Source organism: Halomonas sabkhae, from assembly GCF_030409265.1.
Lineage (GTDB): Bacteria > Pseudomonadota > Gammaproteobacteria > Pseudomonadales > Halomonadaceae > Halomonas > Halomonas halmophila.
The window spans coordinates 1-17,298 of sequence record NZ_JAUFPM010000008.1 but is presented as its reverse complement, the minus strand read 5'-3'; the positions used below and the strand labels follow the sequence as shown (position 1 = coordinate 17,298).

Here is a 17,298-nt window from a genome sequence, read left to right as displayed (position 1 = left end):
TTTCAAGACGATCTCGGATGGACTCCCATGAACAACACTGCTCCCCCTCAAGAGAACCGCGTCAGAGCGCTGACGTTCACCGAACAGTAAGTCGTCCTCCGACCGGTTCCCGGTGCCGGGCACCGGGAAGTCCCTTGTGTTGACTCGCCGATACCTCTCGTCAGGTGTCTTGGCACCGCTGTCACTAAAAAAGCTGCCAGAAGGCTTTGATTGCAAATCAGGAGCGTCACATGTCGCGTATGCATGTCCAGATGTCAGATTTCCTCGAGCGTTTCGTGGGTCCCGAACGGCTGGTGCCGGCTCGCATTGGCCGGGAGTGGCGTGCAACGGGCGCGTCCTTCGCCGTTACCAATCCGGCTACCGGCGAGTGCCTGGCGCGGGTCGCCGAGGTGGGTGCCGAGGATACCCGGGATGCCATTGCCGCGGCCGAGCTGGCCGGCAAGGACTGGAAGAGTGTGCCGGCCAAGCAGCGGGCCGCCCTGCTGCGGCGCTGGTTCGACCGGGTCATGGCCCATCAGGAAGACCTGGCGCAACTGATGACGCTGGAGCAGGGAAAGCCGCTGGCCGAGACGCGCGGCGAGGTGGCGTATGGCGCTTCCTTCATCGAGTTCTTCGCCGAAGAGGCCAAGCGCGTGGCCGGCGAGACCCTGCCCTCGCACGGTGCCGACAAGCGCTTGATGGTACTGCGTGAGCCGATCGGCATCGTGGCGGCCATCACGCCCTGGAACTTCCCTCTGGCGATGATCACGCGCAAGTGTGCACCGGCCCTCGCCGCCGGTTGCCCGGTGGTCATCAAGCCGGCGGAAGCTACACCACTCACGGCCCTGGCGCTGGTCCAGCTGGCGCTGGAGGCCGGCTTGCCGGAGGGGTTGATCAGTGTGGTCACCGCCGAGACGCCGGCGGCCATCGGCGAGGTGCTGACCACCGATCCGCGTGTGCGCAAGGTTTCCTTCACCGGCTCGACGCCGGTGGGCAAGCGCCTGATGGCTCAGTGCGCGTCCACGGTCAAGAAGACCGCCATGGAGCTGGGCGGCAACGCACCCTTCATCGTCTTCGATGATGCCGACCTGGATGCCGCCGTTGAGGGCGCCATCGCCTCCAAGTTTCGCAACGCCGGCCAGACCTGCGTGTGCACCAATCGCTTCCTGGTGCAGGACGGCATTCACGATGCCTTTGTCGAGCGCCTGGCGGCGCGGGTCGCCGAGCTGTCCGTCGGCAATGGGCTGGAAGAGGGCCACCAGATCGGCCCGCTGATCAATGCGGCGGCAGTCGCCAAGGTCCAGCGTCACGTCGCGGATGCCTTGGACAAGGGCGCGACCCTGGTGTGCGGCGGCCAGCCCCATGCGCTGGGGCACGGCTTCTTCGAGCCGACGGTATTGAGTGGCGTGACCACCGAGATGGCGGTGGCCGTCGAGGAAACCTTCGGCCCGCTGGCGCCGGTCTTTCGCTTCACGGACGACGCCGAGGCCATCGCCATGGCCAATGACACGCCTTTCGGCCTGGCGGCCTATTTCTATACCTGCGACTACCGGCGTATCTGGCACACCCTGGAGGCCCTGGAGTACGGCATGGTCGGCGTCAATGAAGGCCTGATTTCCACCGAGCTGGCGCCCTTCGGTGGCATCAAGGAGTCGGGCCTGGGCCGGGAAGGCTCCCATCACGGTCTCGAGGAATTTACCGAACTCAAGTACGCCTGTATCGGCGGCCTTTGATCCCGCCGGCACGGCGGCAGGGGCCGGGGCGCCGCTTCCTGGGCCGTGCTTCAAGCACTCATAACCGGTCGCGGTTGCGCGCGACATGATCCTGACGGAGAGCAAGATGAACAACGAACAGCTCGAAGCGCTCAAGACGCGCTATGTGGCCGATGGCGCCGCGACGGCTACCCCGCAGTTTGCCGACACGGCGTTGAACGCCGAAATCTGGGATGCCAATGGCGAGCGCTGGATCGACTTTGCCGGTGGTATCGGGGTGCTGAATCTGGGGCACCGTCACCCGAAGATCGTCGAGGCAGTGAAGGCGCAGCTCGACAAGGTCATGCACACGGCGGCGGGGGTGATGTCGTACGCGCCCTATGTCCAGCTCAGCGAAAGGCTGTGCGAGCTGACGCCGGTGCGGGGCCCCGAGCGCAAGGCGATGCTGGTCAACTCGGGCGCCGAGGCGGTCGAGAATGCCGTCAAGATCGCCCGGGCTGCGACCGGGCGGCATGCCGTGATCACCTTCGATGGTGCCTTCCACGGGCGTACCATGATGACGCTGGCGATGACCGGCAAGGTCATGCCCTACAAAGGCGACTTCGGCCCGATGCCGGGCAATGTCTTCCGCGCGCCCTATCCGAACCCGCTGCATGGCATCAGCGAAGAACAATCGCTGGACGCCATCCGTACCCTGTTCAAGACCGATATCCCGGCCAGTCAGACGGCGGCCATGGTCATCGAGCCGGTGCAGGGCGAGGGCGGCTTCTATATCGCCTCGCCGAGCTTCCTGCGAGCGCTGCGCGAGCTATGCGACGAGCACGGCATCCTGCTGATTGCCGATGAGGTGCAGTCCGGCTTCGCGCGCACCGGCAAGCTGTTTGCCATGGAGCACAGTGGTGTCGAGGCGGATATCATCACCATGGCCAAGAGCCTGGCCAATGGCATGCCGCTGTCGGCCGTGGTCGGTAATGCCGCGGTCATGGACAGCTCGGGCGCCGGCTCGCTGGGCGGCACCTACAGCGGCAATCCGCTGTCCTGTGCGGCGGCACTCGCCGTTATCGATGTGATCGAGGAAGACGCCATCCTGGCGCGCAGCATCGCCCTGGGCGAGGCACTGGCCGAGCGCTTCCAGGCCTGGGAGAACCGGTTCTCCCAAGTCGCACATGCCCGCCACCTGGGCGCCATGGCGGCCTTCGAGCTGGTGGACGCCGAGGGCAGGCCCGACCCCGCTGCCACGGCTGCCGTGTGTGCCGAGGCCAGGAAGCGCGGGCTCATCCTGCTGTCCTGCGGCTTCTATGCCAACACCATCCGGATACTGGTGCCGCTGACGGTGGAGCAGGAAGTGCTGAACGAAGGTCTGGATATCATCGAACAAGCGTTGCACACCATCGCCTGATGCCTCCCGGCATGGCGCCGTTACGCTGTATTCCAGTGCGTGGCCACCTTCGGGTGGCCACTGTCGTTGCGGCCCGTTGCGTCACTCTGGCGGCTGGCGAATGGCCTCGAACTCGAGGCGGATGTCGACTTCATCGCCGACCAGACCGTTGTCGACGGCGTAGTCCATGCCCCACTGGCTGCGTCCGAGGGTGGTGGTCGCCGAGATGCCCAGAGTGTGCTGTTCATGACCGAAGGGGTAGCGCGCGGCCTTGTTGAGTGTCACCTCGAGCGTGACCGGGTGAGTCTCTCCGAGCAGCGTCAAGTCGCCGCTCAGCCTGCCGCGCTGGCCTTCGATATCCGTCAGCGTGTCGGCAACGAACTCGATGCTGGGGAAACGCTCGGTGTCGAGGAAGTCGCTATTCCTGACGTGCTCATCGCGGCGCTCATGGTTGGTGAAGACACTGGCGGCCTGGATGGTGGCCGAGCCGGACATCAGCTGCTGGCTGGCTTCGTCATAGACAAATTCGCCGCTGGCCTCGAGGAACTGGCCGATCACGTCGGCGTAGCCGGCGTGTGCCACGCTGAAGCTCACCGCGAAGTGGTCGGGGTCGATCCGGTAGGTGCGGGGCTCGGCGGCGCTGGTCGTGGGAATGGCCAGCAGGATGGCCAGCGAGCAGGCCGCCAGCATGCCCTGCAAGCCGTGGGTACGCTGCGGGTGTAACCATTGTGGGTGATGCATGGAACCTCCCGGGACGCCGTGTGGCGCCGGTTCAGGGGCGGCTACCTGGCCTGTCGGTAGAGCCAGTGGATGTCGCGCAGGAAGGAGCCGCTCAGCAGGATCAGGGCGACGGCCAGCAGCGGTGTTGCCAGCGTCGGCGGCGTGAGGGGCGTACAGCTGAGAATCAGCGCGCCGACCTGAACCACGCAGATGGTCTTGCGACGCAGGCTGTCCGGCAACGGGGCCTGGAGCCAGGTCCAGCGTTTGCCTGCCATGAGAAAAGCATAGCGCATGCCGCCGAGTGCCAGCACCCAGGCACCGGCCTTGTCATGGGTGATCAGGGCGATGCACAGCAGCAGCATCAGAAAGGCATCCAGCTCCATGTCGAAGCGGGCGCCGAAGCGCGTCAGACTGCGCGTACGGCGCGCTATCCAACCATCCACTCCGTCGAGCAGCAGGGCGATGAGGGCCAGCAGGCTCAGTGGCCACAGCGTCTCGCCCAGGCTCGCCTGACGAAACAGCGGCGCCAGGGCCATGCCGGCCAGCGCCGTGATCATGGCGCCGCGTAGCAGAGTGACGCGATTGGCCCAGCCGAAGTTCGGCAGCTCGCCCCGCCAGCCGGCCAGCACGAGGGCACTGAGCACCAGGTGTGCCAACAGCGCGGCTCCCAGCACTTCCAGCGCCTGGTGGTGTGGCCAGAGCCCCAGGCTGATGGCGGCCGCCAGGGCCAACCCCAGCGTCAGGTCCGGCCATATCGGCCCCTGGGCCGCCTTCCCGGTGTGATACATGACGCCCTGGTGCTCCTTTCACTGATCTTGTACGCCGGCTCGGTGCGCGGTCTCGTCTCTGGATTGTACAAGATAGTGGGCCCTTGCTCGGGGAGACTCCTTGTACACAGACCGTGACACCGCGCCATGACGATGAATATAGTGTCAGTGTGGCAACGAAACGCCTGATGCGCTATGCCTGTCTAGTTATCTTGTACATGATCTGTATAGTTTTAGATGGTGACGCATGGCGAATCTCGTACACTCACCCTGGTGAAAGGGGAACAGGCCAATGATGCAGGCGACGGCTTTCTGGCGAGTCCCGGGCCCGAGTGGCGAACTGCGCGCAGAATCGCTGAGCGCACCGGGCGCCGGTGAGGTGCTGGTCGAGACCCGCTTCAGTGCGATCAGCCGGGGCACCGAGTCACAGGTGTTTCATGGCCGGATACCGGTGTCCGAGTATCAGCGCATGCGTGCGCCCTTTCAGCAGGGCGAGTTCAACGCCGAGCTCAAGTACGGCTATGCCAGTGTCGGCTGCGTCCTCGAGGGCCCCCCGGCGCTGCAGGGGCGCAATGTGTTCTGCCTGTTCCCGCATCAGGATCGCTATGTGGTGCCCGAGTCGGCGGTGGTGCCCCTGCCCGATGGGCTTTCGCCCCGTCGCGCGGTGCTGGGCGCCAATATGGAAACCGCGGTCAACGCCCTGTGGGATGCGGCGCCGCTGATCGGCGATCGCATCTGCGTGATCGGCGCCGGTGTGGTCGGCGCCCTGGTGGCGGTGCTGGCGTCGGATATCCCCGGCACCGAGGTCTGCCTGGTCGATACCAATCCGCAACGCGCGTCGCTGGCCGAGGCACTGGGGGTGACCTTTCGTGAGCCCGATAACGCCCCGGCCGAGTGTGATCTGGTCTTCCATGTCAGCGGCAGCCCCGCAGGCTTGCGCCAGGCCCTGACGCTGGCCGGCAATGAGGCGCGGGTGGTCGAGATGAGCTGGTACGGCACCGAGCAGGTGAGCGTACCGCTGGGTCAGGCGTTCCACTCACGACGCCTGACCCTGCAGGCGTCTCAGGTCGGCCATCTGCGCGGCGATCGTGCCGTTCGCTGGGGCGGTTCCCGGCGCCTTGCGTTGGCCCTCGATCTGCTCGGTGACCCACGTTTCGAGGCCCTGCTGGAGCCCGACTGTGCCTTCGAGGACCTGCCGCGGCGCATGCCCGAGGTGGCATCGCCCGCCAGCGATATTCTGTGTCAGGTCGTCCGTTACGGCCCTTGTGCCGAGGATGACCAGCCCTCTCAAAGGAGCGACGGATGTTCAGTCTGACCGTTCGCGATCACATGATGATCGCCCACAGTTTCAACAGCGAGGTGTTCGGGCCGGCGCAGAAGCTGCACGGTGCCACCTATGTGGTGGATGTCAGCTTTTATCGCCCGGCCCTCGACGACAACGACCTGGTGGTGGATATCGGGCTGGCCAGCGAGACCCTCGGTGACGTGCTCAAGGCCTTTACCCTGACCAATCTGGATGAGCATGCCGCCTTCGAGGGACGCAATACCACCACCGAATTCATGGCTCAGGCGGTCTTCCAGCGCATGGCGGAGGCCATCCGCGCGGGGCGACTGGGCGAGGGCGCCAGGGCCCTGAGCGCCATGAAGGTCACCCTGCATGAGTCGCATATCGCCTGGGCCAGCTATGAGGCGTCGCTCGAGGAGGCGGCGTGAATCGCGCCACGGCGCCTTCCCTGGCTTTCATGGTGCCGGGCGCCCTGCGCCAGGCCACGGGCGGCTATCGTTATGATGCGCGCCTGGTCGATGGATTGCGTGAGCGTGGCTGGCGGGTCGAGGTGCATGAGCTGGCGGGGCGCTTCCCCGAGGGGGACGACCAGGCACGCCGGTCCCTCGGCGAGGCGCTGGTCGCACTGCCGGATGCCACGCCGCTGGTCATCGATGGGCTGGCGCTGGGCAATCTGGGCGAGGTGGCACAGGCGCATACCAAGCGCCTGGACATCACCGCGCTGGTCCACCATCCGCTGGGCGATGAGGCCGGCCTTGACGCAGCGACCAGCCGGCGTCTGCTGGCGCGGGAGGCCGCCATCCTCAACCGTATTGCGCGCATCGTTGTCACCAGCCCCTTCACGGCGCGGCGCCTCGTCGAGTTGGGCGTCGCGGCTACGCCGATCACGGTGGTCGAGCCCGGTGTCGAGGCGGCGGCGCCGGCAGAGACTGCCTGGCCCGCCGCAGCCTCCGTGACGCCCCGCCTGCTGTGCGTGGCGACGCTGACGCCGCGCAAGGGCCACCTGCTCATGCTCGATGCCCTGGCCACCCTGCAACATCGTGACTGGCAACTGGTGTGCGTGGGCGATGAGCAGCGTGATCCGGAACATGCCGAAGCCATTCGGCAGCGGATACTGGCATTGAGGCTCGAACAGCGCGTGACGCTGCGCGGAAGCCTCGACGAGGCCGAGCTTGCGGAAGAATATCACCGGGCGGATCTGATACTGGTGTCATCTCTCTACGAGGGCTACGGCATGGTCGTGACCGAGGCACTGGCGCGCGGGCTGCCGCTGGTCTCGACCCTGGGCGGTGCCCTGCGCGATACCGTGCCGGCGGCGGCGAGCTGGCGGGTCGAGCCGGGTGACAGTGCCGCCTTTGCCGTGGCTATCGAACAATGGTGGTCAGCCGAGGCGCGAGACGCCAAGCGGCAGGCCGCGGTGCGAGCCCGGGCGTCGCTGATGGGCTGGGACGCTGCCATCACTCGCTTTGCCGGTTCCTTGCGCCCCGTGTCGTGCATGCCGGGAGAGTGTCATGAGTGACGGCAGTCACTTCGCCGCTGCCTGGCTGGCGCTGCGCGAGCCGGTCGATGCGCGCTCGCGAGCCGGGTCTCTGGACCACGCCGTTGCGGCCTGGCTGGCAACACGGGCGGCGCCCCATGGTCGGGCAGTATCGGTGCTCGACCTGGGCGCCGGCAGCGGCAGCAACCTGCGTTATCTGGCGCCGCGGCTGGGACTGGCCCAGCAGTGGACACTGCTCGATCAGGATGCCGGTCTGCTGGCGCAGGCCACCCGTCAGCTGCCCTCGCTCCCCGACAGCCTCGAGGTGTCGACCCGGTGCGCCGACATGCGGGGCTGGTGTGAGGCGCCGGAGGTACTGGACGCCTGGCTGGACGGCGTGGAACTGGTCACGGCCTCGGCGCTCCTCGACCTGGTATCGCAACCCTGGGTCGAGGCGCTGGCCGCGGCAGTATCACGCCGGCAGGCCGCCGTCTTGATTGCCCTGAGCGTGGACGGCGATTGGCAGTTGGATGCGGCGGACCCCGACCACGACGCCGCATCGCAGCGGGCGCATGAGGATCAGTGGATGCGTCGCCACTATCGTGCCCATCAGGCCACCGACAAGGGCGCCGGTGCGGCTCTGGGCGGTGCGGCGCCCGAGGCCATGGCATCGGCATTGCAGGCGCACGGTTATCGACTGCAGATGGCGGATAGCCCCTGGGTGCTGCAGGCCCCGGCAGATCGCGCCCTGGGCGAGGCCCTGCTCGAGGGCTGGCGGGAGGCCGTAAGCGAGCAGGTGCCGGATGCCGTCGTCGAGGTCGAGCGCTGGCATGCGGCGCGGCTGGCCAGCTGGCAGCGCGGCGAGCTGATCATCCGGGTCGGCCACCGTGACCTGCTGGCCCTGCCGGATAGCGAGGGACACGACCATGGTTAGTCGCCGTCGGCACGTCTGGCTGATGGCGCGCTGGGCCCTGGCGCTGTCGGCGGTGGCACTGGTCTGTTACTTGGTCGGTGGCAGCCGGGTCGCGGCGCGCTTCTCGGAGCTCCAGGTCGGCTGGGTCATCGCCGGGCTGCTGGTCTCGGTGCCGCAGGTGGCCATGTCGGCCTGGCGCTGGTGGTACACCCAGCGGTGCCTGGGCCTGTCGATGGCGCCCTGGCAAGCCTTCCAGGAATATTATCTGGCGACCTTCCTCAATCAGGTATTGCCGGGCGGCGTGGCCGGGGACGTCAGTCGTGCCTGGCGGCACGCTCGCCAGACGGGCGAGGCCTGGCGCGACCGTCGCCGTCAGCAGGCGCTGCGCGCGGTGGTCATCGAGCGGGTTTCGGGACAGCTGGCGCTGGCCTTGCTGGTGGCGCTGAGTCTGGCGCTGCTGCCGATCTGGCAGCCGTTACGACACCAGCTGGGCCGATTCATGGCCGATCAGGGTGCCAGCCTGGTCGTGCTGCCACTCGCGCTGATCGGGAGCGGCGCGCTGGTTGCCTGGGGCGTGAGCCAAGTGCGACGTCGGACGATGCCGGCCGTGCTGGCGGGTGGCTGGCAGGACGTGCGGCACAGCCTGCTGATGCCGCGTCGGCTGGGACTGCATCTATTGGTCTCGTTGGCCACGGTGTTCAGCTACGCCCTGGTGATGCTGTGTGCCGCGCGTGCCATCGGCATCGAGACTTCGGCGGCCACGCTGCTGGCGCTGGCGCCGCTGTTGCTGCTGGCCATGGTCATGCCATTGAGCCTGGCGGGCTGGGGCTGGCGCGAGGGCGCCGCGGCCCTGGTGTGGCCGCTGATCGGCCTGTCGGCGGCGGATGGCGTGGCGGTGTCACTGGCCTATGGCCTGCTGGTGCTGGTGTCGAGCCTGCCCGGCGTGCTGGTGTTGCTGGCGGCGTTGCTGGCGCCCCGCGCTGGCGGGGTGGGCCACCAGGGGGCATCAGGTGGTTCCCAAGTCAAGGTCGAAGAGGGTGTCACCGCCCAGCGAGAAACGCCGACACGGCGGACGCCGCGCACTCTCCAGGGTCTCGATGGGAGTCAGGCTGAGCCCGGCCTTGCCGGAGCCGATCAGCAAGGGGGCGACGAGCAGATGCAGGCGATCGAGGACGCCGGCCTCGAGGAAGTGCGACAGGGTAGTACTCCCGCCCTCGATGAGGATGCGGCGATAGCCGGCCTCGCGCAGGTGCGCGACGACCGCCCCGGGCAAGCCGCTGCCGCCCACGTCGGGCAGGACCGCATGCCGTTCGTGGACGCCGCCGGCCATGCAAGCCTCCGGGGACAGCGTGGTGCCGATCAACTGCCGGGTCGGCGCCTGGCCATCGGTAAACAGGCGATGGTGGCCGGCGAGCCGCCCTCTGGGGTCGATGACCACGCGCAGCGGGTTGGGGCCCTCGACATGGCGCACCGTCAGCGCCGGATCATCGGCGGCGACGGTGCCGGCACCGACGACCACGGCATCGACCAGGGCGCGCAGCCGATGCAGATGGGCCCGCGCTTCGAGGCCATTGATGTAATGCGAGTGCCCGCTGGGCGTGGCGATGCGGCCATCCAGGCTCTGCCCCAACTGGCCGATGACACAGCCTTCCGGGGCGCAGAGCACCGGCAACAGGGCATCGAGCAACTCGGCGTCGGGGCTGTTCAGCGACGGCTCGGCCTGCCAGCGGCCGTCGGCCTGGATCGTCAGCCGTCCCGGGTCGAGGGCAACGCGCAGCGGCACCGTTGACCAGTCATGATCGCGTGCCTGCAGCAGGGCCTGCCAGCAGGTAGTGGCGTGAGGCGGTGCGGGTGACGACATGGCGGGCTCCCGGGCGTTTGGCCGAATCATCATGCGGCGCTCATGCGCCGGAGACAAGCGCAAGACACTGCAGGGCAGGCATCACCGACACGAGGACAGCGTCATGTATCAACTGGAAAGAGCCATCTTCGATCTGCGTCGCGGGGTGCCGGTGTTGATCACCGATGCCGAGGGCGATCGTCTGGTGCGTCCGTTGGAAGGGCATCACGCGGGCGAGTTGGCGACGCTGCTCGAGCGTTGTGGCCAGGCGCCCAGGCTGGTGGTGACACGGCATCGCCTGGCGGCTGCCGGGTTTCACGCGCCCAGCGAGGAGGTTGCGCTGGCGCTTGGCGACGAGGGGCTGCCCGAGGCACTGGCCGAGGGCGAAATCCCGTCCCACGAGGCCAGGTTGCCGGCGACGCCGGCGGAGCGAGTGGCGCTGGGCATGCTGCGGCGGGGCCAACTGGTGCCCGTGGCCCTGGCGGCGACGCCCCGTGCCGGTGGTGAAGTCGAGAGGCTGGTGGCCGACGGCACCCTGCTGGCGCTGGATGCCCGCGAGGCGGAAGTCGCGCTGGCCAATCTGGGGCGCGAGCTGACGCGCGTCAGCGAGGCCCGGGTGCCGCTTGCGGATGCCGAGGTGACACGCTTCATCCTGTTCAGGGAGGGGGATGGCATGCGCGAGCACCTGGCGGTGGTCATCGGCGAACCGCAGGCCTGGCCCGAGCCGGTGCCGATCCGCCTGCACTCGGCTTGCCTGACCGGCGACCTGTTCGCCAGTCTGCTGTGTGACTGTGGTGAGCAACTGCGCAATGCGGTGCGCGATATTCATGCCCTGGGCGGCGGCGTGTTGCTGTATCTGGACCAGGAAGGCCGGGGTATCGGCATGGCCAACAAGCTGCGTGCCATCGGTCTGCAGGAGGCGGGGCTGGATACCCTGGACGCCGATGCCTGCCTGGGCTTCGGCCACGATGAACGCGGCTATGCATCGGCGGTGGCCATGCTGCATCAGCTCGGCATCCAGCGGGTGCAATTGCTGACCAACAACCCGCGCAAGCTGGCGGCCTTGACCGAGGCCGGCATCGAAGTGACGAAACGCCAGGCCGTCTATGGGCGCGTGAATGAGCACAATCGCGCCTATCTGACGACCAAGGCCGGGCGCTCCGGCCATTGGCTGGAGTCCCTGCTGGATCAGGACGATTCGGCGTGAAAGTCGCTGATGTCGAATATGGCCGTGTCCGCCAGCGTCTCGGCCAGTGCCTGGGCATAGTGATCGACGAGTCTTTTGCCCAGCGCCGCACTGGCCAGGGTCGCGTCGCCGACCACGCCGCCGGGATGCAGGTCCTGGGCCAGCCAGGCGAAGGCGGCGCTGCCTTCCGGCCCCAGGCGTGCCTGCTCGCTGGCCAGTCGCTCACCGCTGGAGGGCGGATGGCCGAGCGCCGCGGTGTTCACCCGCTGCGGGTGCAGGTGGTACATCATGGCGGTTTCCAGGGCGCCGCCGTGCAGCCCGTGAGCCAGCTCGTCGGGTGGCAGCCAGCCGTCGGGCAGGGCGATCTTCATGTAGGGTGCCTTGACCACCAGCATGCCGTGGCGCCGCCGCAGGCTCAGCGCCGCCTGCTGCATGATCGCCTGATTGCCGCCATGGCTGTTGATCAGCATCAGGCGTCGAATGCCGCTGCGGGCCAGGCTGTCGCCGATGGCCTCGATGGTGGCCTGGGCAACGGGAGCGGGCAGCGAGAGAGTGCCGGGAAAGGCCCGGTGTTCCTCGCTGGCGCCCACGTTCAGCGAGGGCAGAACGAAGACCGAGCGTTCGGCGGCGGTCTGCTCAAGCATGGCGGCGAGCAACCCTTCGCCGATATCCCGGTCCGTCGACAGCGGCAGATGCGCGCCATGCTGCTCGATGGCGCCCAGCACCATGACGGCGACGCTGCTGTCGTCGATCAGGCCCGGGATATCGGGGGCATGCAGGGTTTCCCAGTGATGAATGGCCATGAGGGTGATGGTTCTCCTGGCAATGGACGAGAGGTTCGACTGTACGTGTTGAAAGGTGGCTTTGACGAGGTGCCGGCGGCATGAAGTGGTGTCTGACGCTGGTGGCACTATGGGGGCTGGCGCGTCTGGGCGGCCTCTTGATGTTGGCCGTCACCGCTGCCGGAAGTTCGGGAGCCTGGGGCGCCGACTGGCTGTGGTGGATGCCCCTGGATGCCGTGCTGCTGGCCCTGCTGTTGCTGTGGCTGCCGCCCTGGCGCGTGCTGCTGGGCAGCATCGCGCTGCTCCTGATGGTGGCGGTAGTGATGAGCCTGGCGTCGGGCGCATTGTTGGCGATATTCGGGCGCGAGCTGAATGTGTGGCTGGATGCCGCGCTGCTGTCGGCAGGGTATCAGCTGTTGTCATCCAACCTGGGCGAGCTGGCCGCATGGATGCTCGTGGCTGCCGTCGTGCTGGGGCTGGCCGGGCTGAGCTGGGGGCTGTTTCGACTGCTGATCGCGGCCTGCCGGCAGAATGCGGCGCGTTCCGCGGCCTGGCGTGCTGGCTGGTCCGGCGTGTTGGCGGGGCTGGTCGTGCTGGTCTGGGGCCTGGAGCATTGGCGTGACTGGCCGCGCCTGGGGGGCGATGCGCCGCTGGTATCCGTGGTGGTCGAGCAGGCCGAACAACTGCCCGTCACGCTGGCGGCACGTGAGCGCTTTCGAGCACGCCAGCAGGCCCAGCAGCCGGAGACGACGGCACTGCCCGGTCTGGCGGGTCGGGACGTGGTGCTGATCTTCATCGAGTCCTATGGCATGTCGCTGCTGGAGCGTGGGGCGGCCGATATGCCGACCCTGCTGACGCGGACGCGCGATTCGCTGGCCGCACAGGGGGTGGCGACGGTCTCGGGCCGCCTGCGCTCGCCGGTGCGCGGCGGGCAGTCCTGGCTGGCGCACGCCAGCGTGCTGGGTGGCCTGAGCATCGACAATGGCCTGGATTACCGGCTGTTGCTCGAAGACTCGCCCAGCACTCTGGTGCAGGACTTCGCCGCCACCGGGCACCACACCATGACGCTGATGCCGGCGATTACTCAGCCCTGGCCGGAAGGCCGGGCCTATGGCTTCGACACCCTGGTCAACGCCGAGGCCATGGGCTATGCCGGTCCCGCCTTGCATTGGGTCACCATGCCCGATCAGTTCACGCTCGAGGCCCTGGCGAAGCACTGGTTGGATGAGCCGTCGGCGCCTGTCTTCGCTCAGGTGGCGCTGATCAGCAGCCATGCCCCCTGGACGCCGATTCTGCCGGTGCGTGACTGGTCGGATATCGGTGACGGCAGTGGCTTTCAGCGTTGGGCACAGGCGGGCCCGCCCCCCGAGCAGCTGTGGCAGGACATGGACGCGGTGCGTCGCCACTACGCCGACTCGGTACGCTATTCGCTGACGGTAACGCTGGAGTGGGTCGAACGCTATCTCGACGACGATATGCTGGTCATGGTAATGGGCGACCATCCCGCCGCGCCGGTGGTGACCGGTGCCGAGGCGAGCCCGGACGTGCCGGTGCATGTGTTCAGTCGTGACAAGCGGCTGGTCGACGCCTTCCGGGCTCATGGTTTGCAGGACGGCCTGGTACCGCCTGCACAAGCGGCCGAGGCAGCCATGGCTTGCTGGCGGCACTGGCTGCAGCGGCAGTTTGGCGATGCGAGCCGTCGGCAGGGTGAGTGTGACGTGAAAGCGCCGCCATGAGGGCCCTGGCATGCGCTATTGCGGGCCAATGATGGCAACGCTGTCAGCCCTTTCAGGCATCCGGGGGCGTCATTGCCGGCAAACTGCGTTGGCAGCTATCGATTTGCATGTGAGGGCGACTCTCTGCAATTCTGAAGTTTCAGTTCCAACAAAGGCACTTCAGATGATCAAGCAATCGATGCGTCTCACCGGTCTGGCCCTGGTGGCAGGTGCAACCTTGGCAGCCGGCTCAGCGCAGGCGCAGGATCAGGGTACCGTTCATCTATCCTACGTCGAATGGTCTTCCACGGTTGCCTCGACAAACGTGATGCAAGCCGTGCTCGAACAAGCTGGTTATGAAGTTGAAACGTCGTCGCTGTCCGCTGCCGCCATGTGGCAGTCCGTCGCCACTGGCGATACCGATGCCTTCCTGGCGGGTTGGCTGCCGACGACGCATGAGGACTACTACGCTAAGCTCAAGGACCAATTGGTCGATACGGGTGTCAACCTGGACGGCACCAAGCTTGGTCTGGTGGTTCCGGCCTACAGTGAAGCCGACTCGATTGAGGATCTCAACGAGCATGCCGATGACTTCGCTGGCAAGCTGACCGGCATCGACCCGGGTGCTGGAATCATGCGCCTGACCAACAAGGTCGTTGAGGAATACGATCTTGATCTGGACCTGCAGAGTGGCAGCGGTGCGACCATGACCGCGGCTCTCAAGAGCGCCATCGCCAACGAGGAAGACATCGCCGTGACCGGCTGGACGCCGCACTGGATGTTTGCCCGCTGGGACCTCAAGTATCTTGATGATCCCAAGAACGTCTATGGTGGTGCCGAACAGATCCACACCATCACTCGTCAGGGGCTCGAGGAAGAGATGCCCGGCGCATACGCCATCCTGGACAACTTCGAGTGGACCGCCGAAGACATGGGCGAAGTCATGCTGATGAACCAGGAAGAAGGTTCCGATCCGTACGAGAACGCGAAGAAATGGGTCGAGGACAATCAGGATCTCGTGCAGGAGTGGCTGCCCGAGTCGTGATGCCAGCGTCAGGCCCTGTTGAAAAGGGCGCATGACGATTGAAGGGGGAGAGCGCTGCGGCGCCTCCCCCTTTGTCATTTATCAGCCCCAGTACGGTTTCTGATGCCCTAGCAAATGGGCCTGCTGATCACCATTCCTCTGGCGTGCCCTCGAGCGATTTGTTGACCATATCTTTTTGTATGTCATACCTATGAGCTCGGAAGCTGACTTTGTAAGCCTGCTTTGTTGCAGCAAGACGATTCAAGCGTCTCCCCGGGTTCAACCATTTCGGCACAGTGATGCAAAACTTGGCGCACTCTTCGAATGAGATGGCCCGCAAGTCTTAAAACTCGAATGCTGTGCTCCCCGCCTAGTCACATAATCATGAGTGTGCATCTTGAGCCTCCCGGGGCAAACGGGTATTCTCACGGCTTTTTCGAGCCGCCATGTCTTGCTGCATCAGGCAAGGTGTCCGTAGATGGAGGAGCGCGACCCGTTGAGAATGATTTTTCTCACTCTTTGGGCGCGCGATAGTGCTTGTAAGACTAGCCCTTTCATTACCGAAGAGCTAATTTACATTTGTTATTTTGTGCTCAGATGGTGCTAGGGCTAGGGTAAGGTTGAGTCAGTTTCTTTGGCCGTATTATATAGGCATTCCCTCACTAGCTGCTTTTCCTAAAATAATTAATTGCCAGCTAAGAATTGATTTTTAATGAATTTTGAGCAGGTGTCCGGTTCTGCTGAAACCCTGACGCCTGATATTTCGTAGTCAGAGCCTGACAAGGCTCCGCGTGGCGCAGGCATCGAAGGGTGGTCTCATGAGCACGGCAACTGTGGTATCCATTTCGGGACAAGCATGGGCTAGGGATAGCCAGGGTAATCTTCGCGAGCTGAGTGAGGGTGATATTCTGCAGGAAGGCGAGACCCTGGTTACCGGTCCGAATGCCACTGTACAGCTCGAATGGGCGGGCATGGCCGGCCCGGAGTCCGTGGGTGGCGGGCAGGTAGTGGAAATTGGGGCCGATCCTGAAGCCAGCACGCCTGCGCCTTTCGCTGAGTCCGACCTGGAGAATGCGGACGCTGAAGCCATCCTGTCAGCCATCGAAGAGGGCGAGGGCGACCTCCTGCAGCTTCTGGAAGACCCGGCTGCCGGTGGCTCCGGTGGTTCCGGCGGCGGCGAGGGTGGCGGCGGTCACTCCTTCGTCCGCCTGGAGCGTGTTTCGGAAAGTGTCAGCCCCCTTTCCTTCGAATTCGGCACCTTCTCCAGCTCCGATGTCGATATTGAACAGGGTGGCCTGGCCGCGGATGCCGAGGAAGAAATCGCTGCGGCGGATGACACCTTCGCCACTGGTGAAGATGCCCCCCTGGCTGGCGCCAATGTGCTGCCCAATGACACCGGCGTCGATGGCTCCGCCCTCTCGGTGGGCGATCCGGGGCCGCGCAATGTCACCTTTACGCTTCCTGACGGCAGTGAAGTCCAGGTATCCGTCTCGGTTGCTGAAGACGGCAGTATCAGCTTCGACCCGGGCACGACCTTCCAGTCCCTGGATGAGGGTGGCTCCGCCACTGGCACGCTCACCTATGAGTTGACCGACACCGAAGGTCGTACTGACACGGCTGAAGTCAATCTGACCGTCAACGGCTCGAATGACGCGTCCCCGGAAATCGTCATCGAGGATAATGCGCCTGACCTGGCCAACGCGGATCTCAGTGTCGTCGAGGCGACCGGCGATTCCGTGTCAGGCACCGCTAGCGTGTCTGCCGAGGCAGGTGTTGCCGATATCACGATTGGCGGTGTCAGTATCACCGATGCCTCCAACAATCCGGTCACCATCCCAGGCGAAGAGGGTGTGCTGACCGTGACGGGCTATGACGCCTCGACGGGCGATATCACCTATGAATACACCGAAGACGGCGATGCCGAAGACCACAGCGATGGCCCGGTGCAGGATCAGTTCACCCTGAATGTCGAGGACAATGCCGGCGAGACAACGTCGAGCAGCCTGAATGTCCGCATCGAGGACACCGAGCCCAATGCCGTGGATGACACCACGACCTCCGAAGAAGATGAGGCGGTGGTGTACAACGTCATGGGCAATGACGATGAGGGTGCCGACGGTTCGACCCTGACCTCTGCCTCTCTGGCCGATACCAGCCAGGGGGATATCGACTTCGGCCCGGACGGTGAAGTGACCTTCACACCGAATGAAGGCGTGGAAGGTGACGTGGTGGTCAACTACACCATTACCGATGGTGATGGTGACACCAGTGACGCCACCCTGACCATTACCATGGAACCGGACTCCGAGCCGACGGTGGAAGTGCCGACGGACCCCTCGGACCCGAGCGAACCCAGTGAGCCCATCGACCCGAATGACCCGGACCTGGATGACGATCCGGCGTCCGGCGATGCCCTCTATGCCGTCGATGAAGCTGGCCTGCCGGGCGGCAGTGACGCTGCCGCCGACAGCGAGACGGTCAGCGGCACCCTGGATATCACGACAGGCGGCGATGGTCTGG

Annotated in this window: 14 protein-coding genes and 1 pseudogene; 11 read left to right on the top strand and 4 right to left on the bottom strand. The window is 65.8% G+C overall.

Features of this window, described 5'->3' with window-relative positions; genetic code table 11:
• The first annotated feature begins 239 nt into the window (after positions 1-239).
• Positions 240-1,712, top strand: a complete 1,473-nt coding sequence (locus QWY79_RS06030) for an NAD-dependent succinate-semialdehyde dehydrogenase (RefSeq protein ID WP_435389771.1) — start codon at positions 240-242, stop codon at positions 1,710-1,712.
• A gap of 106 nt (positions 1,713-1,818) precedes the next feature.
• The gene (gene gabT, locus QWY79_RS06025) at positions 1,819-3,090 is read left to right on the top strand and encodes a 4-aminobutyrate--2-oxoglutarate transaminase (protein WP_290270890.1); all 1,272 of its coding nucleotides are present in this window, start codon (positions 1,819-1,821) and stop codon (positions 3,088-3,090) included.
• A gap of 81 nt (positions 3,091-3,171) precedes the next feature.
• Here the strand turns inward: gabT and QWY79_RS06020 are convergent, their stop codons facing one another.
• Both QWY79_RS06020 and QWY79_RS06015 read right to left on the bottom strand, forming a co-directional pair.
• Positions 3,172-3,810, bottom strand: a complete 639-nt coding sequence (locus QWY79_RS06020) for a YceI family protein (protein WP_290270888.1) — start codon at positions 3,808-3,810, stop codon at positions 3,172-3,174.
• Between the two features lie 41 nt (positions 3,811-3,851).
• Positions 3,852-4,577 carry a CDP-alcohol phosphatidyltransferase family protein gene (locus tag QWY79_RS06015; RefSeq protein ID WP_290270886.1) on the bottom strand — a complete coding sequence of 242 codons (726 nt, stop codon included), beginning with the start codon at positions 4,575-4,577 and terminating at the stop codon, positions 3,852-3,854.
• A 271-nt stretch (positions 4,578-4,848) separates the two neighbouring features.
• Between QWY79_RS06015 and QWY79_RS06010 the strand changes: the two genes are divergently transcribed.
• The 5 genes and pseudogenes from QWY79_RS06010 to QWY79_RS15805 all read left to right on the top strand — a co-directional run.
• Positions 4,849-5,871 carry a zinc-dependent alcohol dehydrogenase gene (locus QWY79_RS06010; protein WP_290270884.1) on the top strand — a complete coding sequence of 341 codons (1,023 nt, stop codon included), beginning with the start codon at positions 4,849-4,851 and terminating at the stop codon, positions 5,869-5,871.
• The gene (locus QWY79_RS06005) at positions 5,859-6,269 is read left to right on the top strand and encodes a 6-pyruvoyl trahydropterin synthase family protein (RefSeq protein ID WP_290270881.1); all 411 of its coding nucleotides are present in this window, start codon (positions 5,859-5,861) and stop codon (positions 6,267-6,269) included. Before QWY79_RS06010 ends, QWY79_RS06005 begins: the two co-directional genes overlap by 13 nt.
• Positions 6,266-7,360: a glycosyltransferase family 4 protein gene (locus tag QWY79_RS06000; protein WP_290270880.1), complete on the top strand. Its 1,095-nt coding sequence runs from the start codon at positions 6,266-6,268 to the stop codon at positions 7,358-7,360. The genes QWY79_RS06005 and QWY79_RS06000 overlap by 4 nt, the downstream gene beginning before the upstream one ends.
• The gene (locus tag QWY79_RS05995) at positions 7,353-8,252 is read left to right on the top strand and encodes a class I SAM-dependent methyltransferase (protein WP_290270878.1); all 900 of its coding nucleotides are present in this window, start codon (positions 7,353-7,355) and stop codon (positions 8,250-8,252) included. Before QWY79_RS06000 ends, QWY79_RS05995 begins: the two co-directional genes overlap by 8 nt.
• Positions 8,245-9,156, top strand: a pseudogene (locus QWY79_RS15805) (lysylphosphatidylglycerol synthase transmembrane domain-containing protein); the annotation flags it as partial. The gene QWY79_RS05995 and the pseudogene QWY79_RS15805, both read left to right, overlap by 8 nt.
• Before the next feature lie 81 nt (positions 9,157-9,237).
• On the opposite strand, the gene QWY79_RS15800 reads toward QWY79_RS15805, so the two are convergent.
• Positions 9,238-10,092: a RibD family protein gene (locus tag QWY79_RS15800; protein WP_353960363.1), complete on the bottom strand. Its 855-nt coding sequence runs from the start codon at positions 10,090-10,092 to the stop codon at positions 9,238-9,240.
• A 103-nt stretch (positions 10,093-10,195) separates the two neighbouring features.
• Between QWY79_RS15800 and ribA the strand changes: the two genes are divergently transcribed.
• Positions 10,196-11,278, top strand: a complete 1,083-nt coding sequence (ribA, locus tag QWY79_RS05985; RefSeq protein WP_290270874.1) for a GTP cyclohydrolase II RibA — start codon at positions 10,196-10,198, stop codon at positions 11,276-11,278.
• On the opposite strand, the gene QWY79_RS05980 is transcribed toward ribA, so the two are convergent.
• Positions 11,260-12,060, bottom strand: coding sequence for a creatininase family protein (locus QWY79_RS05980; RefSeq protein WP_290270872.1), 801 nt, complete (start codon positions 12,058-12,060; stop codon positions 11,260-11,262). The genes ribA and QWY79_RS05980 overlap by 19 nt on opposite strands.
• A gap of 80 nt (positions 12,061-12,140) precedes the next feature.
• On the opposite strand from QWY79_RS05980, the gene QWY79_RS05975 reads away from it, so the two are divergent.
• The 3 genes from QWY79_RS05975 to QWY79_RS05965 all read left to right on the top strand — a co-directional run.
• Positions 12,141-13,775 (top strand): LTA synthase family protein, encoded by a 1,635-nt coding sequence (locus tag QWY79_RS05975; RefSeq protein WP_290270870.1) that lies wholly within the window; start codon positions 12,141-12,143, stop codon positions 13,773-13,775.
• Between the two features lie 163 nt (positions 13,776-13,938).
• The gene (locus QWY79_RS05970; protein ID WP_290270868.1) at positions 13,939-14,799 is read left to right on the top strand and encodes a glycine betaine ABC transporter substrate-binding protein; all 861 of its coding nucleotides are present in this window, start codon (positions 13,939-13,941) and stop codon (positions 14,797-14,799) included.
• 797 nt (positions 14,800-15,596) lie between these two features.
• Positions 15,597-17,298, top strand: a 1,702-nt coding sequence (locus QWY79_RS05965) for a retention module-containing protein (protein ID WP_290270867.1), incomplete at its 3' end; no start/stop codon positions are given.

What these genes read in the sequence shown, in the direction of transcription:
- QWY79_RS05970 (WP_290270868.1), top strand. Translation starts at nt 13,939, where the DNA reads ATGATCAAGCAATCGATGCGTCTCACCGGTCTGGCCCTGGTGGCAGGT.
- QWY79_RS05975 (WP_290270870.1), top strand. Translation starts at nt 12,141, where the DNA reads ATGAAGTGGTGTCTGACGCTGGTGGCACTATGGGGGCTGGCGCGTCTG.
- QWY79_RS06005 (WP_290270881.1), top strand. Translation starts at nt 5,859, where the DNA reads ATGTTCAGTCTGACCGTTCGCGATCACATGATGATCGCCCACAGTTTC.
- QWY79_RS06030 (WP_435389771.1), top strand. Translation starts at nt 240, where the DNA reads ATGCATGTCCAGATGTCAGATTTCCTCGAGCGTTTCGTGGGTCCCGAA.
- gabT (WP_290270890.1), top strand. Translation starts at nt 1,819, where the DNA reads ATGAACAACGAACAGCTCGAAGCGCTCAAGACGCGCTATGTGGCCGAT.
- QWY79_RS05995 (WP_290270878.1), top strand. Translation starts at nt 7,353, where the DNA reads ATGAGTGACGGCAGTCACTTCGCCGCTGCCTGGCTGGCGCTGCGCGAG.
- QWY79_RS05980 (WP_290270872.1), bottom strand. Translation starts at nt 12,060, where the DNA reads ATGGCCATTCATCACTGGGAAACCCTGCATGCCCCCGATATCCCGGGC.
- ribA (WP_290270874.1), top strand. Translation starts at nt 10,196, where the DNA reads ATGTATCAACTGGAAAGAGCCATCTTCGATCTGCGTCGCGGGGTGCCG.
- QWY79_RS06015 (WP_290270886.1), bottom strand. Translation starts at nt 4,577, where the DNA reads ATGTATCACACCGGGAAGGCGGCCCAGGGGCCGATATGGCCGGACCTG.
- QWY79_RS06020 (WP_290270888.1), bottom strand. Translation starts at nt 3,810, where the DNA reads ATGCATCACCCACAATGGTTACACCCGCAGCGTACCCACGGCTTGCAG.
- QWY79_RS06010 (WP_290270884.1), top strand. Translation starts at nt 4,849, where the DNA reads ATGATGCAGGCGACGGCTTTCTGGCGAGTCCCGGGCCCGAGTGGCGAA.
- QWY79_RS15800 (WP_353960363.1), bottom strand. Translation starts at nt 10,092, where the DNA reads ATGTCGTCACCCGCACCGCCTCACGCCACTACCTGCTGGCAGGCCCTG.